We start from the raw sequence: 26,156 nt of genomic DNA on the forward strand, positions 1-26,156 counted from the left end.
GAACGAGTCTTTGAGGTGGATGAACGAGTCTTTGAGGTGGATGAACGAGTCTTTGAGGTGGATGAACGAGTCTTTGAGGTGGATGAACGAGTCTTCGAGGTGGATGAACGAGTCTTCGAGGTGGATGAACGAGTCTTCGAGGTGGATGAACGAGTATCTGAGGTGGATGAATCCAGTTTTAACTCTCCCCTGCCCCCCCTGCCCCCTGCCCTCCACTTCTTATGATGGGATTAATTAAACAACTGCGACGACGAACCCCTCTAGGATGGCTGCAACTGAACTATGAAAAAAGCCGTTTGTTAGTGGCATTGTCAGGTATTGCCTTTGCGGATCTTCTCATGTTTATGCAGCTAGGCTTTCAGACTGCGCTGTATGACAGTAACACCAGACTGCATCGCAGTTTGCAAGCAGACATTGTTTTAACCAGTCCCCAAGCCCGTAACTTGCCAAGCTTGTCTACATTTTCTCGTCGGCGACTTTATCAAGCAATGGATATACCAGGGGTAAAGTCGGCAGAACCAATGTATTTCAACAATACAATCTGGAAGAATCCCCAAACACATCGTGAGACGGGGGTGTTAGTTATTGGCTTTAATCCAGACAAGCCAGCCTTTGACTTAGCGGATGTTAACCAGCAATTGCAGAAAATTAAGCTGCCAGATACCGTTTTGTTTGATCGCGGTGCAAGAGGAGATTATCAAAAAGCGATCGCTCAAATTGATCAAGGTAAAACCCTAACCACCGAAATAGAACGGCGCACAATTACCATTAGCGGCTTATTCCGAGTCGGGGCTTCCTTTGGCTCTGATGGCAACCTGATTACCAGCGATCAAAACTTTTTGCGGCTATATTCCGGGCGACAGTCAAGTAGTGTCAGTCTAGGTTTGATTCTTCTTAAACCAGGCTATGACCCGAAAAAAGTGGCAGCAATGCTCAAAGCCTACCTGAGAGATGATGTCAGAGTCTTAACCCACGCCGAATTTATTGAATTTGAGAACAACTTTTGGAGAACAAATTCCCCAATTGGGTTTATTTTCAGCCTGGGTGTATCGATGGGGTTTGTGGTGGGCGTGATTATCGTCTATCAAGTCCTCTCCACCGATGTAAATGCCCATGTTCGGGAATACGCCACCTTCAAAGCAATGGGATATCGCAATTATTACCTGCTAGGTGTGGTGCTTGAAGAATCGTTGATATTGGCAGCACTGGGCTTCTTCCCCGGATTGGGAGTGTCCTTAGCACTTTACCAACTGACTCGCACAGCTACAAATTTGCCCATGTACATGACTGTGATTCGGGCATTGCAGGTATTAGTGCTGACTATCATTATGTGTGCAATTTCTGGTGCGATCGCCACCCGCAAACTCCAAGCCACCGACCCCGCTGATATGTTTTAGAACTAGGGGAGTAGGGAGTAGGGAGTAGTGAAAAACAACTGACAATTCCCCATTACCCACTCCCCATTCCCCACTCCCCATCCCCTATTCCTCATTCCCCACTCCCCATTCCCCACTCCCCATTCCCCATTCCTCATTCCCCACTCCCCATTCCCCACTCCCCACTCCCCAAATATGCTTCCCGTCATCTCCATCCGTAATCTCGACCACTACTTTGGTCACGCCTCACTCCGAAAGCAAGTTCTATCTAACATCAACTTAGAGATTAACGCCGGTGAAATTATTATTATGACCGGGCCCTCTGGTTCTGGAAAGACTACCTTGCTGACCTTAGTAGGTGGGTTGCGTTCTACCCAATCTGGTAGTTTGCAGGTGTTGAGACGTGAACTTTGTGGTGCTAGTGCTGAAGAATTAGTGCAGGCGCGACGCCGTAACGGTTATATTTTCCAAGCACATAACTTGCATGGTAGTTTAACGGCACTGCAAAACGTCAAAATGGCTTTGGAATTGCACAAACATCTTGGGTTAAAAATGATGCTAGCTAGGTCAGCCCAGATGCTAGAGCAGGTAGGATTAGGAAATCACCTGCATTACTATCCTGATAAACTGTCTGGGGGACAAAAACAAAGAGTAGCGATCGCTCGCGCCTTAGTCAGTCATCCTCAAATTATCTTAGCGGATGAACCCACCGCCGCCCTTGACAGTCAATCAGGACGAGATGTAGTCAATCTCATGCACAAACTGGCAAAAGAACAAGGCTGTACCATCTTGATGGTTACTCACGACAACCGCATCCTAGACATTGCCGATCGCATCCTTCACATGGAAGATGGTAAGCTCAAGTCAAAATTAAAACTACCAGCTTAGAGGATGAGTCCTCTCCCAAAGGGAGACGATGCCGCGCAACGAGCGTCACCCAAAGGGCGGTTCCTTTAATAAAGATTAAGTGTATCTTCATAGCGAATTGGTATAAGTCCTGGAGTAATCCAGGCAAAGATCGTTGGAGTAGGAATCACGCCACTTCAAGTGGTGTGAGCTTCAAAAGCGTTCATTACTCCAGTTCAGAACTCGGAACGTCGAGCTTTTTACTCCATTATTCCAGATCAGAACTCAAAACGAGGAAATTTTAGGTAAAATCGCTGCTATTTTACACCCTATTTCAAGATCAGTAAAAGCTGTTATAAGTATATAAACGGTAATTAGAGTAGGCAAACTGACGCTACAGTATACTAATTAAGTTTTGAGATCATTGACAATATAATACACCTTGGTTATTAAAGTTAATATCAATTCATTAAATTACAGTTACAAATCATTCTCCCTTGTCTCCTACCCCTACCCCTGTACTCTCCATAAGTCCCTAGACGATTTCCCAAAATCTATGGTTTTCAACAACATTTGCTTCAAACAGGAAACACTACTAGAAATAAGCTAGTCTATTTTCCAAACCAAGCAAGGTATTTTTTATAGCTCTATGATTACTGAGAATCGCGCTGATAATTCAAACAATAAGTTGCTCGGTTTTGATGTCAAAAGTTTGACACCTAATCGCCGTGCAATAAATGTGTTAAAGGGAATATTTGCTGTTCTCCCTCTCACCTTGGCATTGCCTGTAGATGCTTTACAAGTAAAGGTGACTCCAACTAAACCTAAATTAGGAGATACGCTCTCAGTGGAGATTAATCTAGATCATCAGGAGAATGGTACAAATCCAACAGTAGCCAGTGGTAAAAATACATACCCAGCCTTTAAAATAGCCCCCAATCAGTATCGGGCTTTTGTTCCCACAACTCCACTAGAAAAAGCTGGAACTAGACCACTTCGGGTTGCAGCGGATGGTCAGGTGCAAAACTTGACAGTGAATGTGCTAAATCGTAAATTTCCTATACAGCGCATAACTTTGCCACCTGGCAAAGCCGGAGTGGATGCCACAGAATATGAACTAAAACGGGTGGCAGCTTTCAAGGCACTACAAACACCACAAAAGTATTGGAATGGAGTATTTCTGAAGCCAAATGCTGGGCGGATGAGTACAAACTATGGTGTACGTCGCTACTATAATGGTACATTTGCAAAAGACTACTATCATCGTGGTCTTGACTACGCTGGTGCTGCCGGTTCACCCGTGATTGCCCCAGCCGCTGGGCGAGTTGCTTTGGTAGGTAGGGTATCCCAAGGGTTTCGGGTTCACGGTAATGTAGTTGGCATTGACCACGGTCAAGGCGTAATCAGTATTTTCATGCACTTGAGTCGTATTAACGTTAAAGAAGGTGATTTTGTGAAAGCTGGTCAACTAATTGGCGCAGTGGGTTCCACGGGTGCTGCCACAGGGCCACATTTACACTGGGGTCTATATGTCAACGGACAATCTGTTGATCCAACACCTTGGCGGACTAAGGTCGTTAACTAGTAGAGGCGGAATTGATCGCGTCTGTGCATAATTTGTGTTTTTTTTGCTGATAATTAGGCAAAAGAAATTGGATTGATACCGTCCCTACCAAGCTTTGCTAACATAAATGATGATCAGCGTTATGAGTATCGAAAAAATTGTAGAACAAGCTCTCCAGGATGGTTATTTAACACCAGCAATGGAAGCAGAAGTCGGTAGAATCTGTGACAATGCCTCGGAACTCTCAATTGAAGAGTATATGGCACTCGATCGGCTGATGGGAGCATTATTGACTGGTGAGGTAGTGGCGGTACCTCGGAAACAATTCATTAACGTCATGGAAGAATTGGTACTAACTGAAGCGATCGCCCGAGTCGCAGAAATTGAAGCCACCAGCGAAAGTTCTCTAGATGTCGGCGATATTGCTGCTTACGCTCTCAATCGGCTACCACCTTTGTATGCTACTACAGAAGAAGGTGCTACCTTTCAGCGCCAAACGGCTCGGGCACAACTGCAAGAGTTAATTTCTCAGCAAGTAAGTGAGGCAATTAACCGTTACCTTGATCGACCCCATTTCTTCCCAGAACGGCAAGCCTTAGGCAAAAACACTGGCAATGAGGTTGTACGTCAAGTTAGTGCTTTACTCCAGACATACGCACCTAACTTTGAGCAAAAATTATAACTTTAAGAGTCATTAGTCATTTGTCAGGAGTTTTAGACAAAGGACAAAGGACTCTTAATTAATCAATCACGCACTAACACTGTTGTCCCTAAACTCACTTGCTCATACAACAATCGGACATCAGAATTACGCATCCTTAAGCAGCCGTGGGATACAGCCGTTCCTACCAGGCCAATATCCGGTGTGCCATGAAAGCCAATTTCATTCCTTCCATCTGACCAAAAACCAATCCATCTGTCTCCCAAAGGACTATCCGTACCAGCCTGAAATACTTTACCAGTGATCGGGTGACGCCAGATTGGATAGTGTCGCATGTGGATCACCTGGAAAGAACCTGTGGGCGTTTCCCAACCTTTCTTACCTACAGCAATTGGGTAGCTGGCTATGACCTCATCTCCTGCGTATACATAGGTGCGGCGATCGCTTAAATCAACCATTACTTGCGTCTTGGCATCAGCCAGCCTATTAGAAGGTATTTGTTGGGCTGAAGCCTGAGACCATAGAGCTTTTGGCCAACTATCCGCAACTGGATTTTGTCTTTCTGCTTGCGCCACCAGCCGCGTCTTAGTTGGTAGGTCGGTTGCTTCAGCTACATCATTCTTAATTATTTGAGGCTGAGTTTGAGGCTTAATAGCAGCAGACCTGAGTGTAGGTGTCTTCCGAACAATTGTGCCTCTATCAGTTGCTTTCGCTACATTCTTCTTAATTATTTTCGATTTAGTTTGAGGCTTAATAGCAGAGGACTTTGGTGTAAACGCCCTCTGAGGAGTTGAGCCTTGGGTAACTTCACCAACTGGCACAGATGCACCCAGCGCAATTTCCCCTAAACTCACTTGTGAAACATTCTTGTAGACTTTCTCTGAGCGGCTTCCCTTAGGATTGGTTAGGGTAGAATCTCGCCGCATCGAACTAAATGCAGACTTCTCAGACTGCCCTTGGGCCGTAGTAATGCGCCAATGGACAGCTAAAGATAAAAATGCTGTGCCAAAACAGAGCAACATTACCATCCGCCCTACAGATTCGTTTCTTACCATTGCCATCGCCTATTGTTTATCCCTGACATATCCAGCCGAGCAATTGGATGTGTTCATCATCCGATTATCAAAAATTTATCAATACTTATCATTTCCGATATAAATCTGCCAACACCTCTGGGCAAACTAAGACTATGCAAATTGTCCCAGCAGCAAAACTCCAAGTGACCAACCTCATTCCTCCAAAGTTCTGGGGGTTGTAAGCCAATACTCGGACTTTCTGGTGGAACCTTTGAAATGTAGCAATCAATCATTAATGGTGTAGGTGGGAGAAAAACCATGTTTGAAAAACTATTGCTAGCAGTCACAATTACATTTTCCCTCAATTTATTTTTTCAAGTTCGCGTACCAGAGCAACAAAATGGTGCTACCTACGGTTCACAACCAGAACAATCAGCAACTATTCTGGTAATAAAATCAAAAAAATAAATCACCATTATAGTAACCACAGCAAGCCAACTTCCAGAAATTATTGCTTGAATTTTAAAGCTATCAAGAAGTTAGAATTACAAAATTTTTATCTTCATCCTTATAACCAGATTTAATTATTTTTATCAAGCGTATATACCCAGTTGCTAAAATGACCAAAACGTGCATATTGCTGCGCCTTTGTTAGTTGATGGGTGCAAGGGCAACTATGCGAATAGTATAAGGAAAAAGTTGCTCTCCTTATTGCTATAAATGTATCCAAAATTGTATGCTTCAGTGTTCCAGTCATAAATCCGTCACCTTAGCATGGAACTTCTGTCCCATTAGCAGGTCTAATAGATAGGGATGATTTAGAGCCAGTACGATCTATGAGTCAGTCGATTACTGTATCCTGGTCAACGGTTGATGCAAAGTATCCAGAAGCATCAGTGCAAGTTGACAAACTCCCTAATCACGATTTAATTTTGCGCTGTCAAGCGGGACTGCGACCAGATCGTGCTGCGTTTGCAGAACTATTACGTCGCTATCAAAGTCAAGTTGATAAAGTTCTATACCACCTGGCTCCAGATTGGGCTGACAGAGCCGATTTGGCTCAAGAAGTTTGGATTCGAGTCTATCGGAATATTAACCGATTACAAGAGCCTGCTAAATTTCGGGGCTGGTTAAGCCGCATTGCCACCAACTTGTTTTATGATGAGTTGCGTAAACGCAAGCGGGTTATGAGTCCTTTGTCACTGGATGCTCCCCGCTTGTTAGATGACGGCGAGATGGATTGGGAAATCGCCGGCGATACCCCAGGTCCTGAAGAAGAACTGACAACTAGAGAATTTTACGAGCAATTGCGGGAAGCGATCGCGGATTTACCAGAAGTCTTTCGTACTACCATTGTCCTCAGAGAAATCGAAGGCATGGCATACGAAGAAATTGCCGAAATCACTGGAGTTTCATTAGGAACTGTGAAATCAAGAATTGCCAGAGCTAGATCGAGGCTGCAAGCTCACTTGCAGAATTATCTAGACTCCTAATTTACAGCATCTTGCCTCTGCCCAATGGCAGAATTTGAGTATTGATTAAGAATTACCACAAAAATGTAGATTGCCTCTGCCCTTAGGAGGAAAATTGGCTAAATTTTCCGAATTTCCGTCCAGTTTACCTGTGTTTAAATTGGTAATAATGTTAAGATGACTACTGATTCTCAGTTTTACGACCGTTCTCCTTTGAAACTTCCTCAAGATTTGTCAGATGGAATGGCCAAGCATACCAATGAATCAACGGGTCTTATGGATATGGTGAAGCGCGATCGCTTCGAGTTATTGAGTGCTTATCTCGATGGTGAAGTCACAGCCACTGAACGCAGGCAAGTAGAAGAATGGCTGGCAAATGATGCCTCAGTTCAATGCTTGTATGCCCGACTCTTAAAGCTGCGCCAAGGCTTGCGGACTCTCCCAGTGCCAACAGCCCAACAGTCACCAGAAGCAACAGTTCAGCAAGTATTCACACGTTTACGCCGCCGTTCCCGTTTAAACTGGATGGTGGGAGGTGCAGCCATTGCTGCTTGTGTAATCGGTGCAGTATCTGGCTTAGTATCTGGTGGTTCGAGTCCGCCGCAACTGGCACAACGACCAGAAATAGAACCGATACAAACGTCATCAGCGTCTATGGTTCCACTTTCCCCACTGATGGTGGGACTAAATAACCCAGTAATTGAAATTCCTAAAGCAGCAGTAGCTTCTCCAGAAAATCCAATCTATCCGGTACAGCCGCAACGGCACGACTCTAAACAGGATATAAACTAATTCCATTAACAGTTCACAGATCATAACTGTACTTTGCTGTTAAACCACAGCCTGTCCACCAGCCATCAGGTTGGAGGAATCCTCCTAATTGGTCAACTTGGTTTAGAGTCATCAAATAAACCCAAGCCCAACCCAGAGAGAGCGACTGTGGCTGATAAACCTCGATAATTTGTCGATTATAGAGGTTTTCTGGTGGTTGTCTAGTGGGCTGGTAATCTTCCAGCACATCCAAATCATTCAAAATCCTTGGGTTGGAAAAAGAGAGTAAATATCCGTAAACTTGGCTATCCCCTAGCGTCATCGCTGGGTAGCCCATTGGCAAAGCAAACAATTTACCTTGTACAAAAGCTCTTTTAACATCTATTATTTTGTCAGCACAGTATTTTTTATAGTTAGCTTCACCTGGTTTGAGTGTGCCGTAGACAAAAACCCGCACCAAATCGGAAAATTGTATATTTGATTCAACCATTTAAACCTTCATCAAATGATTCTTGCTATACCTGAAACACTAGTAGTTCGGGCATAATCAGGTTGACGCTCAATTATATAAATCTGTGAGTAGTTGACCTACAATATAGGTTAACCTAGCAGGTTGACATAGCAGGTTAACCTAGACAGACCCAGTAGGAGAATTTTTTTGGTGGATTCCCGATATAACCCAGCAGCAATTGAGGAAAAGTGGCAAAAAACATGGGTAGAACTTGGCTTAGATCAGACACCTACAGCTAGCAACAAGCCAAAATTTTACGCTTTATCCATGTTCCCTTATCCATCGGGCAGCCTACACATGGGTCACGTCCGTAATTATACGATTACCGATGTGATTGCCCGTCTCAAGCGAATGCAAGGCTATCGGGTAATACACCCAATGGGTTGGGATGCCTTTGGGTTGCCGGCAGAAAATGCTGCCATTGACCGTGGTGTGCCGCCAGCAAAGTGGACTTATCAGAATATTGCCCAGATGCGGCAGCAATTGCAGCGTCTTGGTTTATCCATCGACTGGGAATGTGAACTTGCTACCTGTTCACCGGATTATTACAAGTGGACGCAATGGATTTTCTTGCAGTTTTTGCAAGCTGGGTTAGCTTACCAAAAAGAAGCAGCAGTAAACTGGGATCCCATTGACCAAACTGTACTAGCAAATGAGCAAGTTGATAACGAAGGACGTTCTTGGCGCAGTGGGGCAATAGTTGAGCGCAAATTATTGCGGCAGTGGTTTTTTAAGATTACTGACTACGCTGAAGAATTGCTGAATGACTTAGATAAATTGACAGGTTGGCCGGAACGCGTCAAGTTGATGCAGGCAAACTGGATTGGTAAATCTACAGGCGCTTACTTAGAATTTCCGATCATTGGGATAGATGAAAAAATCGGCGTGTACACCACACGTCCAGATACCGTTTATGGTGTCAGCTACTTAGTGTTAGCACCAGAACATCCCTTAACAAAACGCGTCACTACAAAAGAACAACAAGCAGCGGTAGAAGTCTTTATTAAAGAAGTTTCCAATCAAAGTGAGTTGGAACGGACTGCTGAAGACAAACCTAAGCGGGGTATCCCCACAGGTGGGGTGGCAATTAACCCGTTTACAGCAGAAGAAGTCTCTATTTGGATTGCTGACTATGTACTGTATGAGTATGGTACTGGGGCAGTGATGGGTGTACCAGCACACGATGTCCGGGATTTTAAGTTTGCCAAAAATTACGATTTGCCAATTGATTTTGTCATAGCTTCCCCAGATGATGTTGCAGGTTTTGACTTAAGTCCAACATCAGATATAGATGAAGTCACACAACTCATCCAAATTGACTATAACGAGGCATACACTGAACCAGGAATTTTAATTAATTCTGGGCCTTTTACTGGTATGGCTTCCGCAGATGCTAAACAAGCGATAATTGAATACGCCGAACAACAAGGTTTTGGTAAAGTGCGGGTGCAATATCGCTTGCGGGATTGGTTAATTTCGCGGCAGCGTTACTGGGGCGCACCAATACCTGTAATTCACTGTCCCAACTGTGGGATAGTGTCAGTGCCTGATAAAGATTTGCCAGTTCAGTTGCCAGAAGAGGTGGAATTTTCTGGACGTGGCGGTTCACCTTTAAGTCAGTTAGAAAGCTGGGTAAATGTGCCTTGTCCGACTTGTGGCACTCCAGCAAAGCGAGAAACTGACACGATGGATACTTTTATAGATTCCTCCTGGTATTTCTTACGCTTCCCTGACGCTAAGAATGAACGACAGGTTTTTGATTCCAGTAAAATTAATGACTGGATGCCAGTTGATCAGTATGTAGGTGGGATTGAACACGCGATTTTACATTTGTTGTATTCGCGATTTTTTACTAAAGTGTTGCGGGACAGAGGGTTGCTGAACTTTGATGAACCCTTCCAACGCCTGTTAACTCAAGGTATGGTACAGGGTTTAACTTACCTAAATCCCAACAAGGGCGGTAAAGATAAATGGATTCCTTCTAATCTAGTAAATTCAGCCGACCCTCGTGACCCTCAAACAGGCGAACCATTACAACGTCTCTATGCCACAATGTCTAAGTCAAAGGGTAACGGTGTAGCGCCAGAAGATGTAATTTCCAAATACGGTGTAGACACAGCGCGGATGTTCATCTTATTTAAAGCGCCGCCAGAAAAAGACTTGGAATGGGATGAAGCCGATGTAGAAGGACAATTCCGCTTTTTAAATCGGGTTTGGCGTTTGGTAACAGATTATGTTGCGGCTGGGGTATCCCGTAAGCAAGCCCAATCTGATTTAACTAAGGCAGAAAAGGAATTGCGGCGGGCAATTCACACGGCTATTCAAGCGGTGACTGAAGATGTGGAAGGTGAATATCAATTCAACACAGCTATTTCAGAATTGATGAAGTTGAGTAATGCTTTAACGGATGCCAGCAGCAAAAATTCACCAATTTACGCAGAAGGTATTCAGAATTTGGTGCTATTGCTAGCACCCTTTGCACCACACATTGCTGATGAATTATGGCATTTATTGGGTGAAACTGATTCAGTTCACACTCAAACTTGGCCATCATTTGACCCAGCTGCTTTGGTAGCTGATGAAATCACTTTAGTGATTCAGATTAATGGCAAAACTCGCGGCACAATTCAAGTGCCAGCGCAAGCAGATAAGGCAGCGCAAGAGAAGTACGCCCGTGAATCAGAAGTTGCCCAGCGTAACCTTGAGGGTAAAGAGATTAAAAAGGTGATTGTGGTGCCTGGAAAGTTAGTAAATTTTGTAGTTAGCTAAGAGTAGAGGAAGAGAACACGGTAGGCGTTCATGCTGACCAACCATTGCTAAATCACATCTGAATTCATAACTCTGTATTCCTATTTTTTAATGCCCGATTGCGATACCAAGCGGGGAAGCGTATCGTCACCAAGATAGCGATCGCAACCAGGACAATGTGTAGAATTGTAAAAACGTTGAGTGGCAGCAGCCAACTGATCAATGCACTCAGCGCAAAGGCAATCCCCCAGGTCAGGGTAAGAATCTGATTCACACGAATAAAAATAGGACTATTCCAATGTTCTTGAGTAATTTGCTCACGGGCATACTGAATCGTAAATGGGATACCCACAAGTAAGGAACCAATCGCAATCACTGCCAAGGCACCGTCAGCAAAAAGTCCTGGATGTTGCGTAATGAAAGGATGCCGCAAGTAAACACCCACAACTAGAACGAAGGCAAAAAAGACAACCGTACACCAATCTAAAATGAAGCCTTTACGTAAATTTTCACGTCCAAGAATGAACGTCAGCACGAGTGCAATAATTGCCCCGTGGAGTATACCACTCTCCCCTCTATTTGCCAACACAGAATAAATGATCCAGGGTAAGAACCCTAAGATAACTCTTTTCATCGTGTTTGTTCTTCCTAATGCCTGAACAATATACAAAGTCTATTGAGAGAGTAGCAGACCGAATTTGATATCCTGACATCTCCCAACAATCTGCTAAACGTTAGTCTTAGACGGAGAGTACACATTGCTAAATCATACTAAATCATATCTTGCCCGTTTCGTACAAGTGGTACTAAATCGATTTCTAAATCAATTTTGCGACCATTGCCTTTGCGGTTATTGTAAGGATTTAAATCGTGTTTGGCGTTGTGGTCATCAAGTCTGTAAAATTTCTTTAATTGTGGCAGGCTTGCTACCTGTGAGACATTGGATAGCAGTCTGATTAATATACCACTTGTTGGCTTTCTCGGTACTGTTGTTATTGTGCATTTCCAAAGCGTATATGGCGCGTCTTGCTAGTTTATCTGCTCTGCCTAGAGAGTCTTATAGGAGTCACTTTTTAATTCTTCTGTAGGGATGTTAAAGTCATGAAATATCTGTTGCAAGAAGTATTGTAACAGTAGTTTCTTTCTCTGGCATATGTGTATTTAATAACATCTATCCGAGCGTCCAGAGAGTACGACTGTTTTATTTATACACGAAAAAGCGCTTGAGAGTTTTGCTCACTCAAGCGCTTTCCCGTAAAAGCTTATACCAACTCACTCGTCTGATGCAACATTTGAAATCTGCAACACTCCCTTGACAGGGAGTATTGCGGGGATAACTTGTGACAAACATGTGGTGAAATGGTATCACTCCTTGCACTAACTAAGAATATCTCTTCTGCAAGAAAACCGGGGATCTAGTGAGTGACAGTTTATGAACTGACACTAGTTAAAAACGACTCACTATGAATGGTAACTAACAAGACTAAGCACAACTGTATCAATTTTGTAAGTATAGTATAAAAACTTATAGTTTCTTCAAGTAGGCGTAGCCTGCCGTAGCCATCGCTTACCACTGAGTGCCGGTTCACAATGTGCAGCAATTAGTAGCATAAATATCTCAACTTCAGCGGCAAATGAATCGCCATCGATTAAGCCAGAGAAGTCTTGGATATTAGCATCGAAGCGACTTGGACTTAAATAAATCGTCACCTCCTCTATAGATGGAGGTATTCTTTAGAGAATGGCAATCCAATAACAAATCTTCGACCCAAGCAGATTGAAAAGTTTTGGTCAGGTATCTTCTATCTCTTAGCAAACGGTAACATCCTAGTCTTCCGCATAGTGTAGGCGGTTACTTCCTTGGTTGAAGCAAAACATAGCTTTTTCACCGAAAATTCCCGCGATATTCAAAAGGATTTTGCGTGTTTCAATAAAAACAACAGAGGCGGATTATAGGTAAGATTTAAGAATTTCTCATACCTGTGCCTAAAATTGTAAAAGTATAGATAGACGCTTCACCCTTGGCTAAAATAGCGACTCCCCTACGAGCAGACGCCTTAACCTGGCATCTAGGTGTGTGGTAAAATTGCCTGGAACAGAGGTTTCATCTGAGTTGGAGTCTCATATAAATTGCAAAGGTCAAACTTACCGATCAATAACTCCCACAATACTTTTCCTATGAATTCGGAAAATATACAACAAGACTGGTGACAAACTGAGTGTAATTTGTAAAAAAATATCTAGAATTTGCTACCAGACTTAACCAACTTCCCACAATTTTGACTTCTATTTAATTTTAGGATAGACACATGAACGATAAGCTGATGCTGATGATTCCTGGCCCAACCCCGGTGCCAGAAGCTGCCTTACTGGCATTAGCCAAGCATCCGATTGGGCACCGCACCAGTGAATTTAGCAACATATTGGCAGAGGTGACGGAAAACCTCAAGTGGCTGCACCAAACTCAAAGTGATGTGCTGACGCTGAATGTCAGTGGTACAGGTGCTGTAGAAGCTGGAATAATTAATTTTCTCTCTCCAGGCGATCGCATTTTAGTTGGCTCTAATGGTAAGTTTGGCGAACGCTGGGTAGAAATCGGTCAAGCCTACGGTTTGAATGTAGAAGAAGTTAAGGTTGAATGGGGAAAACCCTTACTTCCAGAGGTATTTGCCGAAAAACTCCAAGCAGATACCCAAAAGCAAATCAAAGCCGTAATCATTACCCACAGCGAAACCTCGACGGGTGTGTTGAATGACCTAGAAACCATCAACCGCCACGTCAAAGAACATGGTGAAGCTTTAATTATCGTTGATGCCGTGACTAGCTTGGGTGCGTTCAATCTACCTGTGGATGCTTGGGGTTTGGATATCGTCGCCTCCGGTTCCCAAAAAGGTTATATGATTCCGCCGGGATTGGGTTTTGTCTCTGTCAACTCCAAAGCTTGGGAAGCTTACAAAACTGCGAAGCTACCGAAATATTATTTGGATTTAGGCAAATATCGGAAAGCCACAGCCAAAAATACAACTCCATTTACTCCGCCTGTGAACTTGATCGTAGCGCTGCATACCACGTTGCGAATTATGAAAGAGGAAGGCTTGGAGTCAATATTTGCTCGACACGAACGGCTCAAGAATGCTACCCGCGCCGCCATTCAAGGATTAAATTTACCCCTGCTTGCAGCAGATAGTTCCGCCAGTCCGGCGATTACGGCTGTAGCACCGCAGGGAATTGAACCGGATAAGATTCGGTCATTGATGAAAAAACGCTTTGATATTGCCCTAGCAGGGGGTCAAGACCATTTGAGTAACAAAATTTTCCGCATTGGTCACTTGGGTTTTGTGAGCGATCGCGATATCCTTAGCTGTATAGCATCCTTAGAAGTTACCCTAAGAGAACTTGGCTACGAAGACTTTACCCCTGGATCTGGTATAGCGGCAGCAGTTAGAGTGTTTAGTCAGTCCTGAGTACTGAGCACTAAATCAAAAGAGCGAGTTAAATTATCAACTCGCTCTTTTGATTTGGATGTAAATGAGTAGAAACCGCCACAGTCAATAGACCTATATATCAACCTTTACACAAGGTAGAGTTGATCTGACAAGCTTCAATTCTTCTATATGATACCAACTTGCCCTAGATAGTATTATTTACTCAGGAGACAGTCGCACAGCGTATTTGACACTAAACAATACTAACTTTGGTAACTTAGTATGATCCTAAATTGGCATAAATAGCATTGTTTGAGATTCCGGTAACAGCCTTTTGGTAGATACTTTTAATCCCTGACGCCAGATAGTACAGGGTTAGCTAGTCCGCAAGCGTCTAACTCGTTAACGCTACGTATGCGCTAGCGTCTCCCCTTCTCCCAAGGGAGACGCTAGCGCCTGCCGTAGGATGCCCGAACGCAAGAGCATCTTCCTTTAAGAGAAGGGCTGTAGGGAGAAAACTGCGCTGCTTTACCAAAATCCAAAATTCAAAATCCAAAATTCAAAATCCAAAATTCAAAATTGGTATGATCTATGCTGTCTCTAGCCAATCATAAATTTGTTCTAACTGCTCTAGAGTAATTAACCCATACTGCCAAAGAATCATTGCCAAAGGGCCTGGATCTTGCTCCCGATGCCGAAGCGCCACCGCTAGCGATGCTGTGGAAATTGCCAAATCTTCTTGCAAGAAATGAATAAGTCGAGAATATTTTGATGGTGACATTTGTATCTCACCTCCTTGTGCAGAATGTATTGTCATATATCAGTTCACCATTGCTCGGTAGCCAGTAGCCAATATTTCATCTGTCACTGTGCCGTTATCGGCTATACACCCCAACACAGTTATTTAATCTGCCTTAAAGAAAGGCTTTTCATACAGAGTATGAGAAATAGAAATTTCCGTACAAATCATCTGCTAGATTATCGAGCAGTATTTTTACTTAGTTAAATTGACTCAATCTTGTTTACTTTTATGCTTTATTTAATTACACATCTAGTAACAAAGATTCCATAGCCTATATTCTCTTATTGGCAACTATTTAGATTTACGCCGAAGGGAATATTTTTGCAACCAAACTTTAAAACTGCGATTTCAGCTTGGAGGCAGTAGAATTTTAGATTGTTATCACAGTTTTTAAATAGTAGCGTTACAGATGACTGTTTTACCACAATACGTGACATTTTTTACAAAAAAAACATATATTTCGATAGTATAGGCTCTGAACAGAGCAACCACCAAAATCTTTATCCTTACAAAGCGCCGGAGTTTCAAAACTCAATTTTGACAATATCGCCCACTTTCAACTTCAATTCGGCAGCTCTTCCAGAGCGAAGTTCAATCACCTTATCGATTGGTGTATTGGGGCCATAGGTAGGACAAGGCTCACTTGCACAAGGAGGTGCAGCAGCCTGAATATATTTAACTACACCCTTATGTAGAAATACCATATCCAAAGCCACAGGTACATTCTTCATCCAGAAACTGACTGGTTGTGCTGAAGGGAACCCAAACAGCATCCCTCGGTTATCTGGCAAAGCTGGTCGATACATCAACCCCTTCGCTTGCTGTTCTGACGTCTGCGCCACTTCTAGCTGAATCGTTGTGCCATTAGGAACAATGGCTTTTGCAGAAATTGGTAGTGTTTGACCTAAATTCTCTGGTGCTGGAGTTTGAGAACCAGACGTAAGGGTGGGAGGTTTAGCTGTTGTTGGCACAGAACAGCCGATCAGAAAAATACTCAGTAACATCGAGAGCAAACCTAGCCAACGAGTCATAATTCTTTTTGATTTTGTAATTTAGATTTTAATTTTACAGTGTTGTAGGCAGAAACCGTTGGGGTGAGAGGCAGTAACCCCCAAATGTGTATTCCCAGTCTGAGACTGGGAATGCGGCAACGAATCTCCTTGTTAAAGATAGGCAAACTTCCACCACAGTGTACTAGGATTCTCTTAAAACGTACCCTACGCCTCGCACTGTCTGAATAAGGCGCTTTTGACCTTCATCTTCAATTTTTAGGCGCAAGTAGCGGATGTACACTTCAATTACATTCGACTCACCCAGAAAGTCATAACCCCAAACATTTTCTAAAATTTGTTCACGGGTTAACACCTCACGGGGATGTTCCATTAAGAATTTTAATAATTCAAATTCCTTCATTGTCAAGTCAATTGCCCGTCCGCTGTGTATGGCCCGGCGAGTTGCGATGTCTAAAATCAGATCCCCAAAGCGTAATTGCTCCGTGGTATCCAAATCAGGTTTTAAGTAGAGGCGAATTAACTTTAAAAAGTCTTCTGAGCGGTAAGGCTTGAGGATGTAATCATCGGCACCAGCTTCTAGACAAGCTACACGATCATCGACTGTATCTCTTGCCATTAAAATCAATACAGGCGATCGCATACCAGTGCTTCTCAGATTTTTACACAATGAGAGTCCTGATTCGCCTGCTAACATGCGGTCTAAAACAATTAAAGCAGGCTGGCGATCGCGGCAGTGTTGCAAACCACTCGTCGCATCATGAGCCAAAATTGATTCATAGCCGGCTTCTTGCAAATCGCAAGTAAGCTGATTTGCTAGGCTCTCATCGGTTTCAATCACCAAAACACAGGGACTTTGAGCAACTGTCATAACAATTTAGGATATTGGATTTGGGATTGTAAAGTTATTCCAGTGAAAATCTTTACATCAGTTAGAAGTGCAATTACGAGTTTGTAATGATGGAGCAATCCTGATTTGACACGTGGCTAAGGATCTTTTAGCACGTTCAAGTGTCAGCCATCGAATTCTCGGATGCAATCTTAATAACTAACTCCAAATACCATCTCCATACCAGTAATTCTGGAAGGAAATCAGCTTTCTTGAGCATGGGGCATGGCAGCAGAGGAACAGAGGGGAAGAATTTTCTGTTTGCTCCCTTGCTTGTTTAACAATGCCCTGTTTGGCCAATAACTAAGGCAATTCTACCGAAGTTGGTTTTGCGATATGTGGCAAACCCCAACCTAATTTTTCTCGTAAAATTCGGAAAAACTCAGGCGGTTGCAGGCGAATAAATCTGGCACTATATTGCGATCGCTCCATATATACTCTATCTTCTGGTAGTACATAGCACCCGCCATTACCATCCACCACCATCACCAGTCGAGCAATATTGACTGGATAGATGTTGACAGATTCAGTATCTGGAAATACCAATGCTCTAGAAGCTAGGGAATGGGGACAAATGGGTACTAGCTGTAAAGCAGGTACGCCAGGAGTCACCACTGGGCCACCAGCACTCAATGAGTAAGCTGTAGAACCAGTAGGCGTAGAAACAATTACACCATCCGCCGCAATATCTACTGGCGCATGACGCCCTATGGCAATTTCAAAATGGCACATAGAGGTCAAAGGTTCCCGATGCAGCACCATTTCATTCAAGCAGAGGGCTTCCCATAGCACTGAATCTCCCCGAAACACTTTGACGGTGAGCATGGCTCGTTCTTCAATTTCATACTCACCCGCCATCAACTGTTCTAGTGCTTGGGGCAATTGATTCAGGAAGGTTTCCGTCAAAAATCCCATGTGGCCGGTATTCACTGTTAGCAGTGGAATACCACAGGGGGCTACCTGACGAGACGCTGCTAAAACAGTGCCGTCTCCCCCTAACACCACTGCAAACTCCATATCTGAGTCAAAACCAGGGGGTGTCAGACCGTCAATGGGGGTGTGGCATACAGGACTATCCGGGTTAGAGTAGCCCAGTATGCCACCGATACTCGATGTGATACATACATTCCAACCGGCTGCGGTTAGCTTGTCTTTCAACTCGATAGCGATACGACTCGCTATCGGTTTAACGTCATTGTAGATAATGCCTGCTTTCGGCACACTCAAATATCCAAGTTTAGGCGATGCTTTGTATTATGTAATCCTTACACATTTTTGGTCATGTAGTCATTAATCTAGAGTCAAATATCCAGAGTCTAGAGTTTCATGACTAATGTCTGTTTTGTAATGACTATTGACTATTGGCTTTTGAAGACTGTTTAAAAGGAGTTTTTTTAGGTTTCTGCTTTTTAGTTTTATTTTTCTGGTAGTCTAACTCTTTGAGTTTCTTCATTATTCGGCTGAAGTACTCTTGTAGATAGCTTTCTAGGGTTGTGGTTTGTTGCTGATCTAAACCAAAAACTGTGTATACTTCATCCATTGGAGCATTTAACTCTTTACCACTAGCCAACACTTCTGTAAACGCTAGCCTGTCCGCTACGTTCCATCCCCACTGAAAGAACCGCATTAAGCCCCGCACAGTACGCAGCAAGTTTATTGGCATCCGCGTTACTCTGGCATCTTTTCCAGATAAGCGTTCGCACAGGTTGATGATTTCCTCTGCACTCCATGCACGAGTACCGACTACAGGAAAAGCTTGGTTTTCCGTTTCGGGCACACTCAATGCTCGAATAGCAAACTTAGCAATGTCCTGAGTGTCCATATAGGCGATAGGAGAAGAATTACCAGTCACCCAAACTGGCTGTGCTTCCAAAATCGGAATCCCATACTGACTGATTAATCCTTGCATGAACCCAGCTAGCCGCAAGATGGTATAATTCAAGCCAGACTCAGCTAGGAAGAGTTCTGTACACCGCTTAATTTCCATTAGCGGCACTTCTGGGTATTTATCAGCATCTAAAATCGAAAAGAAGATAAAACGCTCTACACCCGCTGCTTTTGCTGCTTGAATCAATGCTACTTTGCCGTCCCAGTCCACTTGTTTGATACTCAGTGAATCTGTAGGGCGAGATGTTGAGGCATCAATAACTTGGGTTACACCTGACAATGCTTCCGCTAGACTTTCGGGGTAACGCAAATTTCCCGGTACGAGTTCTGCACCCCATTCTTTGAGAAAAGCTGCTTTTTTGCTACTCCGAACAAGACAGCGTACTTTATATCCCTCATCGATTGCACGACGAGCCACTTGTCTTCCTAAGGTGCCAGTGGCACCGACAATTAATAATGTCATGAGGGTTGTAATAAATTTTAATGTTTTATGAAAAGAATGTTATCAGAATAACCTATGCAAACAAAAGTTTACATCTTTTCTCAGAAAATCAATTTATTTGGAAAAATTTATGGGAAAATGGCTGTCCGGTAAACGGACAAGCTTTTTTCCCAGTTAGCGAAAAGTATGAACGCCAGCTTGAGGCGAACAGAACTTTCCAAGGCAGAGGAAAACCCCTTCCCTCTCAATAGCCGATTACCGTAGGGATTATTCTTCTGTGCCCTGAATTTTCAGTAACAACGCGCCTAAGCCCCAGCCCACGAAGATTAAACCGAAGGACAATAGAGCTCCATCCAAAATTTCGCCGCCCATTGGTGTGATTCTCCTTATGCAAAGTAGTGTGTAAACTAGGTCTACCAGAAGCTTTTCAATAGTTGCTGTAGGATTAGACCTGTGTAAATAATTTTAAACTAGTTTAGCAGGTAATCCCTACTGGTTTAGGGGGCAATCCCTACTGTTGGGAGAGGGGGAGATGGGGAAATTAGGAACAATTGATGATAAGAATTATGAATATATTTTATGTATCAAAATAATCAAGGTAATTTAGTAAATTTTTGCAAAGAGAATCGTCCGCGTTTGGTACTGACGCTAGGAGATCCGGCGGGGATTGGGCCGGAGGTGATTTTGAAAGCTTTAGCAGATGCGGAAATTAGTAAAAAATATGACGTAACAGTGGTGGGTAACCGGGATTTGCTGGCACAGGCTTATCACAAACTGAATTTAACTGAGAATTTAGCAGCTTTGGCAAATCCAGACGAGTTGTTAGTCAGTGATGTGCAGTTTGATAGGGAAAATAAAAGTGAAATCATCCCCGGAACAGGTAATGCAGCAAGTGGTGCGGCTAGTTTTGCCTATATGGAATATGCGATCGCTCAAACACTCGCTGGTAAATTTGATGGTATTGTCACCGGACCGATCGCTAAATCTGCTTGGAAAGCCGCAGGGTATAATTATCCAGGGCAAACGGAACTTTTGGCACAGAAATCAGGTGTTGACCGTTTTGGGATGTTATTCGTAGCGCGATCGCCCCATACTGGTTGGATACTCCGCGCAATACTAGCTACCACACATATTCCCCTACGTCAAGTAGCAGATATATTGACACCGCAGTTGCTGACACAGAAACTGGATTTGTTGGTGGAGTGTTTGGAGAAAGATTTTGGGATAGAAAATGGGAGAATTGCGATCGCGGGTTTGAATCCCCACAGTGGCGAACAGGGACAACTTGGACATGAAGAACAAGATTGGTTAATTCCCTGGTTGGAGCAAGAGCGGCAAAAGCGACCACAATTACAATTAGATGGGCCGATACCGCCAGATACGATGTGGGTTAAACCTGGTCAAGCTTGGTATGGAAATTCTTTAGTACAAAATCCAGCTGATGCCTATTTGGCACTTTACCACGACCAAGGCTTAATTCCTGTGAAGCTGATGGCGTTTGATCGGGCAGTTAATACTTCTATTGGTCTTCCTTTCGTTCGGACTTCACCGGATCATGGGACAGCGTTTGATATTGCGGGTAAGGGAATTGCTGATGCTACGAGTATGAAAGCAGCAATACATTTAGCGGCTGAGTTGGTTAGTCGAAGATTGGCTAAGAAAAATTATCAATGATTATTTCTAGAAATATAACTTCTCATCAAGTACTAATTAAAAGTCTCTAAGACCCATTATAAGCAGTATTTTCCTCATAATCTCAACTGTTTCCCAGTGTTAATACTCCCGCCGGAAAATCCACCACTAACCGTCGATTTTTCAGCCACTGACGACCGAGTAAAAGTTCTGAAACTCCATCACCTGCGTAAACAGGGATATTAAACTTTTGTCCATCTATTCTGACTTTTCCGGCGTAGATATCAAACTTTGCTTCCCCCTTTGCTAGTTGCATATTTCGTTCACCTCTGGCTGAACTCGGTCAAAAATAACTTTGCAGCGTTGGTAAAATGCCTCTTGTTCAGCTTTCCATCGAGCTTTTTTTTCTTCTGACCACTGAATATCAGGGAATATTCTTCCCCGACGAACTGTGCGAATAGGCTTTGGATCAGTCATTGTTCTTTTTTCCAATCTATTTTGAGATTTTATAACTTTATCATCGAAGCTATTTTCTAGTTTCAAGTCAAGGCCATTTAACCAGTCATCCACTTGTTGGGTGGCTGGTATTTCTTTTTTATTGATTCTTCAGGTTGTAGGAAAGATAGGCTAACGCCTAAAAGGATATGAGGATATGCATTCATTTACTTGCTTAGTTGCTTGAATGGTTTTTTTAATCCCTCCAAGTCAAAGGAAATAAAGAGTTGTACTCCACTGGTCGTGGTGTTAATACGTCTTTAAATATTTTTTCTTTTCAATAAAGAGTTGTATTCCACTAGTCGTGGTGTCAATACGTCTTTAAATATTTTTTCTTAAACACTTCGTGTGAAGGGGGTGTAATTAAGTTTGATTTTCAGAGTTTAAATTTTTAGGAGTTAATAATGAATTTCCTTGAAACTGTTGGATATGTTCGTACCGATCTTCAAAGTCTTCATGATTGGACTCATCATCAATTTGGCATGAAGTCAATGTCTTCTAGCCGGGTTACTTCTGGTCGAACTCACAAATGGTTTGGATACGAGGTAATACTACTAAAGCCTAATGCGAAAATTAATCCAGGCAATTGGGATGAGAGGGTTAATAGACTTGGCGATCGCATTTTCCCAGGATGGAATTGTGCCTTACTCTGCCATTATCGTCTAGGTGGTCGCATGATAGAACACTGTGACCACTCCGTTTTTGAACCTCTGGTAGTATTAGTCAATATTGGACGTGCTACTTTCTGCATCGATAATCAGGAACATCACCTTGAAGATGGTCAGGTTATCAAGTTTGATTCTAGTATTCCACATGAACTACTTCCGGTTGTATCTGATCGCTGGTCTTTGTCCTTTCGCCGGATTAAACCACAGGATCTACGGTTCTAAATTCCTATAATCTTTTTCCTGTAAGGATTATGTGACTTTGGTCGCATCGCTGATGTCACTCTATATTAAATCTTTGTAACTTGCGCTCCCATCGGAAAAACAAACTTTCCCCATCCACCTCATCTGTCTCTTCACTTTCATTAATGAGGTCTTGGTTTTTCTCCTCTAATTCCCGCATATATTGCCTGAGTATACCCCCAACAGCGATCGCTCTAGTTTTATGCAGTTGACGGGTTAACTCTAAAAACCATTCCCTATCACCCACCAAATCTGACTCTTTCACCTGATACTTGAGAATTTCTGGGATAAGTAGTGAAGGGTTATGATGCTTTGCGTAGACGCGAAGCGGCTTGTCGCCAGACATCGCGCTAATATGAACAACGGGCTGGTAATCAATCCGTAAGCACTGCTGCCATAACGCTACCCATTTGGCATGAGAAAGATAGCCATGACTGAAATAGGAAGGCGGCACCATTGCCAAAATATGTAAATGTGGGTGTGCCGAGACTCCATCTTTACTTTTGGTAACTTCTGTGGACTTCACCCAACCTTTCGCAGGCCATGATTTCAATTCAGTGAGTCGCTTAAAAGCCTTATTTATCGAATCCAAGTTTCCCCTGAGTTCTTTAATTTGGCAATTCCTTACAGTCAAGGTGACAAACAGCCAACGGTGTTTGGGGTAATCAGTGACAACCTGTGGGAGAATTTTGTAAGCTCTTGCTTTCCACATCAGCGATCGCCGCCACTGACAAACTGGACAATGACGAACCCGACAGAATCGGGTATCTGATAGCTTTAACTTGAGAATACCTTCCGATTCGTTTGGCACTAATTCAAATTTCAGCAACTCGGAACAGATTCTCATCCGCCAAGCATACTGCTGAAAATAATCTTCCTCTGCTTTGGCGTAATAATGTAAGATTTTATCAGTATTAGCTCTGTGCTTATCCCAAATTTTACCTATAGGCGAAACTTCGGATAAGCTCTGTATATTTTGATTTTGTTGGAACTTATCTTGAGACGATATATTAAAAGCAATAAAGTTACTGTCTGAGGCTTGAGCAGACACAAAATTACTAAATCAGTTTGTATCAACGTCCCAAATTAACCCAAGTTATCCGGTCAAGCCTCAGTAAAAGTATTTAAGTAAGCAATAAGACTAATGCTAACTTATCTGAGTCATTCATTATTATCAAGTACTCCCGAAATCAGAAAGATCAGGAATTAGTATTTTCGTCGGGCGCTTCAAACTTGTAACCATAGCCCCGCACAGTTTTAATAAACTCCGGTATGCTGGCATCGACTTCCATCTTCTTACGAAGCTGACCAATATGCACATCAACCACTCGGCCATCTCCTATGTAGTCACAACCCCAGATTTTTTGGATTAGCTGTGGACGACTCCAAGCCTGATTAGGATGACTTGCCAAAAAATGTAAGATATTAAATTCCAGCGCTGTTAAAGCCAGAGGTCTATCATTAAGTGTAACCTCCCGACCCTCTGGGTTAATTGCTAGCTGCTTGAAGAGAATACGTTGTGTTGGGGAGGGGTTGATGTAGCGTATCCGCCTTAAAAGAGCTTCTACTCTAACTTCAACTTCTGCAAGACTAAATGGTTTAGTCATGAAATCATCAGCACCTGCGCTCAAGATTTTAATTTTATCAGCCTCGTCAGTCCTACTAGTCAGTATCAGCACTAAAACATTAGTACGACTCTGCATTTCTTGGCAGAGGCTATAACCATTAACATCCGGCAAATTCCAATCCAGAATTACTAAAGTTGGATTGAATTGCTCAAACAACGACAAGGCAGTCTTACCATCTGCTGCCGACTCTATTTGATATTTCCGACTTAAAAAACGATACACGAGATTTCGGACACCGAAGTCGTCATCAACGATCAGAATTTTGGGAGTAGTCTCAGAAACCATAACCATAATGCTGCCTATTGTGGATTGGGCGATTTGCTATTGTGCCAGTTTTGCTTGAGGTGTTTCTGTTGAGAATGTATTCACACGCGTCTATGCTGAGTAGTATCGCTACTGTAGTACTTGTGTACAATTAATTTTCCATAAATATGAAAAGTTCAATCATGTAATGCTTATAGAATATATAATTATTGTATGATTTTTGTAAAACTTTTAATTTATATTGTATAATTGCAAACTTTTATAGTAAAAACGAGTGTAATTGAAGACATCTCCATAACTGCAAATAGTCGAGAGAAATAACAAACGCCACAGCAATTGCTACAACTTTGGAACAGTAACGCACTACCTAATTAATTAGGTATCTACAAAGGCTCACAAACAAAGCTATAAGCCAACCTAGATTCTAAACTCCTATTTACCCAAATGTACTCTAGGCAACAGGTATGCCTTCTTGAAGAGGGTCTACGATAATTTACTCAGCGTGCATTTACATGTAGATACCCTCTTAAGCATATAGTATACTACAAGTTTCAGCATGAAACTATGACAAGTCTTGGACTGGTGGTGAGAATCGCTATAGCGCTGCTTGTATAACTCCAACAGTGCAGCAAGAGATTGAAAAGATATTATTGTTAGCGATCGCAGATATTGAAAAAGTCCAAAAATACTATAGTAATGATTGGATATTTTTAATTTTAAACTAAGATTTTTTCAGTTATATATAGATGATAGGAGATTTAAAAAAATCTAAATTTGGCTGTATTATTCAATATCATCAACATAAAATTTAAATATATTTAATTAACTTAATATAAAACCTTATCTTGTCATCTATAGTCTTGAATGGCTTTATTGGCAATTGATTAATTGGTAGAAATTATTGGAATTACCACTCTATCTGAGGAGATAGTTTGAAAATATTCATCCCAGAGAAAGAGCAATTAAATATGCTTAGTCCATTAAATTGCTATTAATATCGTCAGTAAGGAATAATTATGACTAACAATTTAGCAGGCGGCATCATTCCCCCACAGCCACCAATAGAATCACAATCTGAAGCTCATGTCTTGAAGACTCGTCTAGAATGGGGCGAACCAGCTTTTACAATACTGGATGTGCGCGATCGCAACACCTTCAACGAAGGTCACATTATGGGAGCGATGCCGATGCCAGTAGATCAATTAGTAGAGCGGGCAGTAGCTTCTTTGGCTAAGAGCCGGGATATTTACGTTTACGGAGCTAATGAAGAAGAAACTGCCCAAGCCGCACAACAACTGCGTTCTAATGGATTTGAGCATGTATCTCAAATCAAAGGTGGTCTTGCTGCGTGGAAGGAGATCGGTGGCCCAACAGAAGGCATTGTCGAATCAACAACTCCCCCAGGTGCAGATGACTACAATGTGGTAGATCGGCTAAAAAATCACCAAGAGAATCTGCAAAAGGGAGGCACTAGCCCGACAGAAGCCATTAAAAGGGGAGCAAGTAACCTAAAAGAAGGCATTCAAGAGGGAGCCAGTAATTTAAAGGAAAGCATTCAAGAGGGAGCGAGTAACCTAAAAGAAGGCATTCAAGAGAAAGCAAGTGAGGCTAAGGAGAAAGCCAGTGACGTCAAGGAAGGCATTCAACAGAAAGCCGGTGAGGCTAAGGAGAAAGCCAGTGACGTCAAGGAAGGCATTCAACAGAAAGCCGGTGACGTAAAGCAAGACATTCAACAGAAAGCTGGTGACGTCAAGGAAGGTATTCAAGAGAAAGCTGGTGACGTAAAGCAAGACATTCAACAGAAAACCG

General features: G+C 42.7%; 28 protein-coding genes and 1 pseudogene. 14 read left to right on the forward strand and 15 right to left on the reverse strand.

Translation table 11 applies throughout. From position 1 onward, the window contains the following. Together V7K46_RS21675 and devC are read left to right on the forward strand one after the other, a co-directional pair. A partial coding sequence (locus V7K46_RS21675; RefSeq protein ID WP_335116700.1) for a hypothetical protein occupies positions 1-225 on the forward strand: 225 nt, incomplete at its 5' end. Beyond that, the gene (gene devC, locus V7K46_RS21680; protein ID WP_335116811.1) at positions 225-1,397 is read left to right on the forward strand and encodes an ABC transporter permease DevC; all 1,173 of its coding nucleotides are present in this window, start codon (positions 225-227) and stop codon (positions 1,395-1,397) included. The genes V7K46_RS21675 and devC, both read left to right, overlap by 1 nt. 84 nt (positions 1,398-1,481) lie before the next feature. On the opposite strand, the gene V7K46_RS21685 is transcribed toward devC, so the two are convergent. Beyond that, entirely contained in the window at positions 1,482-1,619 is a 138-nt protein-coding gene (locus V7K46_RS21685) for a hypothetical protein (RefSeq protein ID WP_335116817.1), read from the reverse strand. On the opposite strand from V7K46_RS21685, the gene V7K46_RS21690 reads away from it, so the two are divergent. The 3 genes from V7K46_RS21690 to V7K46_RS21700 all read left to right on the forward strand — a co-directional run bounded on the left by V7K46_RS21690 (position 1,572) and on the right by V7K46_RS21700 (position 4,468). Next, complete coding sequence (locus tag V7K46_RS21690) at positions 1,572-2,264, forward strand: DevA family ABC transporter ATP-binding protein (RefSeq protein WP_335116702.1); 693 nt, start codon at positions 1,572-1,574, stop codon at positions 2,262-2,264. The genes V7K46_RS21685 and V7K46_RS21690 overlap by 48 nt on opposite strands. A gap of 607 nt (positions 2,265-2,871) precedes the next feature. Further along, entirely contained in the window at positions 2,872-3,807 is a 936-nt protein-coding gene (locus V7K46_RS21695; protein ID WP_335116704.1) for a M23 family metallopeptidase, read from the forward strand. Positions 3,808-3,928: 121 nt separating this feature from the next. Further along, entirely contained in the window at positions 3,929-4,468 is a 540-nt protein-coding gene (locus tag V7K46_RS21700; RefSeq protein ID WP_298921257.1) for a late competence development ComFB family protein, read from the forward strand. Between the two features lie 62 nt (positions 4,469-4,530). Here the strand turns inward: V7K46_RS21700 and V7K46_RS21705 are convergent, their stop codons facing one another. Further along, positions 4,531-5,502: a L,D-transpeptidase gene (locus tag V7K46_RS21705; protein WP_442939861.1), complete on the reverse strand. Its 972-nt coding sequence runs from the start codon at positions 5,500-5,502 to the stop codon at positions 4,531-4,533. 279 nt (positions 5,503-5,781) lie between these two features. Here V7K46_RS21705 and V7K46_RS21710 point away from each other — a divergent pair, with 279 nt between their 5' ends. The 3 genes from V7K46_RS21710 (at position 5,782) to V7K46_RS21720 (ending at position 7,727) form a co-directional block, all read left to right on the forward strand. Then, complete coding sequence (locus V7K46_RS21710) at positions 5,782-5,931, forward strand: hypothetical protein (RefSeq protein ID WP_334724397.1); 150 nt, start codon at positions 5,782-5,784, stop codon at positions 5,929-5,931. A 368-nt stretch (positions 5,932-6,299) separates the two neighbouring features. Next, entirely contained in the window at positions 6,300-6,956 is a 657-nt protein-coding gene (locus V7K46_RS21715) for a sigma-70 family RNA polymerase sigma factor (protein ID WP_334797282.1), read from the forward strand. A gap of 156 nt (positions 6,957-7,112) precedes the next feature. Continuing rightward, complete coding sequence (locus V7K46_RS21720; RefSeq protein ID WP_335116708.1) at positions 7,113-7,727, forward strand: anti-sigma factor family protein; 615 nt, start codon at positions 7,113-7,115, stop codon at positions 7,725-7,727. Positions 7,728-7,740: 13 nt separating this feature from the next. Here the strand turns inward: V7K46_RS21720 and V7K46_RS21725 are convergent, their stop codons facing one another. Next, positions 7,741-8,196, reverse strand: coding sequence for a gamma-glutamylcyclotransferase family protein (locus tag V7K46_RS21725; RefSeq protein ID WP_335116710.1), 456 nt, complete (start codon positions 8,194-8,196; stop codon positions 7,741-7,743). Positions 8,197-8,367: 171 nt separating this feature from the next. Between V7K46_RS21725 and leuS the strand changes: the two genes are divergently transcribed. Next, on the forward strand, positions 8,368-10,986 hold the full coding sequence (gene leuS, locus V7K46_RS21730) for a leucine--tRNA ligase (RefSeq protein ID WP_335116813.1): 2,619 nt from the start codon (positions 8,368-8,370) through the stop codon (positions 10,984-10,986). 64 nt (positions 10,987-11,050) lie between these two features. Here leuS and V7K46_RS21735 read toward each other — a convergent pair whose 3' ends face one another. Beyond that, positions 11,051-11,599, reverse strand: coding sequence for a hypothetical protein (locus V7K46_RS21735; RefSeq protein WP_335116712.1), 549 nt, complete (start codon positions 11,597-11,599; stop codon positions 11,051-11,053). A gap of 902 nt (positions 11,600-12,501) precedes the next feature. Beyond that, positions 12,502-12,675, reverse strand: a complete 174-nt coding sequence (locus V7K46_RS21740; protein ID WP_335116714.1) for a hypothetical protein — start codon at positions 12,673-12,675, stop codon at positions 12,502-12,504. A gap of 599 nt (positions 12,676-13,274) precedes the next feature. Here V7K46_RS21740 and V7K46_RS21745 point away from each other — a divergent pair. Further along, positions 13,275-14,429, forward strand: coding sequence for a pyridoxal-phosphate-dependent aminotransferase family protein (locus tag V7K46_RS21745; protein WP_335116715.1), 1,155 nt, complete (start codon positions 13,275-13,277; stop codon positions 14,427-14,429). Positions 14,430-14,979: 550 nt separating this feature from the next. Here V7K46_RS21745 and V7K46_RS21750 read toward each other — a convergent pair. The 5 genes from V7K46_RS21750 to V7K46_RS21770 form a co-directional block, all read right to left on the reverse strand. Further along, positions 14,980-15,207, reverse strand: coding sequence for a DUF2949 domain-containing protein (locus V7K46_RS21750; RefSeq protein ID WP_012410503.1), 228 nt, complete (start codon positions 15,205-15,207; stop codon positions 14,980-14,982). A 509-nt stretch (positions 15,208-15,716) separates the two neighbouring features. Continuing rightward, on the reverse strand, positions 15,717-16,223 hold the full coding sequence (locus V7K46_RS21755; RefSeq protein WP_335116717.1) for a DUF192 domain-containing protein: 507 nt from the start codon (positions 16,221-16,223) through the stop codon (positions 15,717-15,719). 163 nt (positions 16,224-16,386) lie between these two features. Continuing rightward, complete coding sequence (gene nblR, locus V7K46_RS21760; RefSeq protein ID WP_335116719.1) at positions 16,387-17,073, reverse strand: response regulator transcription factor NblR; 687 nt, start codon at positions 17,071-17,073, stop codon at positions 16,387-16,389. 321 nt (positions 17,074-17,394) lie between these two features. Next, a complete protein-coding gene (locus V7K46_RS21765; RefSeq protein ID WP_335116721.1) occupies positions 17,395-18,312 on the reverse strand; it encodes an NAD(+) kinase in 918 nt (305 codons plus the stop codon). 130 nt (positions 18,313-18,442) lie between these two features. Beyond that, on the reverse strand, positions 18,443-19,441 hold the full coding sequence (locus V7K46_RS21770) for an SDR family oxidoreductase (protein ID WP_335116723.1): 999 nt from the start codon (positions 19,439-19,441) through the stop codon (positions 18,443-18,445). Between the two features lie 20 nt (positions 19,442-19,461). Here V7K46_RS21770 and V7K46_RS21775 point away from each other — a divergent pair, with 20 nt between their 5' ends. Continuing rightward, positions 19,462-19,671 (forward strand): hypothetical protein, encoded by a 210-nt coding sequence (locus V7K46_RS21775; protein ID WP_335116725.1) that lies wholly within the window; start codon positions 19,462-19,464, stop codon positions 19,669-19,671. Between the two features lie 16 nt (positions 19,672-19,687). Here V7K46_RS21775 and petM read toward each other — a convergent pair whose 3' ends face one another. Continuing rightward, positions 19,688-19,792, reverse strand: a complete 105-nt coding sequence (gene petM / locus V7K46_RS21780) for a cytochrome b6-f complex subunit PetM (RefSeq protein WP_334970983.1) — start codon at positions 19,790-19,792, stop codon at positions 19,688-19,690. Positions 19,793-19,999: 207 nt separating this feature from the next. Between petM and pdxA the strand changes: the two genes are divergently transcribed. Further along, positions 20,000-21,094, forward strand: coding sequence for a 4-hydroxythreonine-4-phosphate dehydrogenase PdxA (gene pdxA / locus V7K46_RS21785; protein ID WP_335116727.1), 1,095 nt, complete (start codon positions 20,000-20,002; stop codon positions 21,092-21,094). An 82-nt stretch (positions 21,095-21,176) separates the two neighbouring features. Here pdxA and V7K46_RS21790 read toward each other — a convergent pair whose 3' ends face one another. After that, positions 21,177-21,368 (reverse strand): hypothetical protein, encoded by a 192-nt coding sequence (locus V7K46_RS21790; RefSeq protein WP_335116729.1) that lies wholly within the window; start codon positions 21,366-21,368, stop codon positions 21,177-21,179. Beyond that, complete coding sequence (locus V7K46_RS21795; RefSeq protein WP_335116731.1) at positions 21,359-21,529, reverse strand: hypothetical protein; 171 nt, start codon at positions 21,527-21,529, stop codon at positions 21,359-21,361. The genes V7K46_RS21790 and V7K46_RS21795 overlap by 10 nt, the downstream gene beginning before the upstream one ends. A gap of 422 nt (positions 21,530-21,951) precedes the next feature. Between V7K46_RS21795 and V7K46_RS21800 the strand changes: the two genes are divergently transcribed. Continuing rightward, positions 21,952-22,437: a hypothetical protein gene (locus V7K46_RS21800; protein WP_335116733.1), complete on the forward strand. Its 486-nt coding sequence runs from the start codon at positions 21,952-21,954 to the stop codon at positions 22,435-22,437. A gap of 55 nt (positions 22,438-22,492) precedes the next feature. Here the strand turns inward: V7K46_RS21800 and V7K46_RS21805 are convergent, their stop codons facing one another. Together V7K46_RS21805 and V7K46_RS21810 are read right to left on the reverse strand one after the other, a co-directional pair. Beyond that, positions 22,493-23,506: a protein rep gene (locus V7K46_RS21805; protein ID WP_335116735.1), complete on the reverse strand. Its 1,014-nt coding sequence runs from the start codon at positions 23,504-23,506 to the stop codon at positions 22,493-22,495. A gap of 148 nt (positions 23,507-23,654) precedes the next feature. After that, entirely contained in the window at positions 23,655-24,374 is a 720-nt protein-coding gene (locus V7K46_RS21810; RefSeq protein ID WP_273769511.1) for a response regulator transcription factor, read from the reverse strand. A 989-nt stretch (positions 24,375-25,363) separates the two neighbouring features. Here V7K46_RS21810 and V7K46_RS21815 point away from each other — a divergent pair. Continuing rightward, positions 25,364-25,810 (forward strand): annotated as a pseudogene (locus V7K46_RS21815) (rhodanese-like domain-containing protein); the annotation flags it as partial. Positions 25,811-26,156 lie beyond the last annotated feature (346 nt).

The organism is Nostoc sp. (assembly GCF_036917395.1).
In the GTDB taxonomy this organism is placed as follows: Bacteria; Cyanobacteriota; Cyanobacteriia; order Cyanobacteriales; family Nostocaceae; genus Nostoc.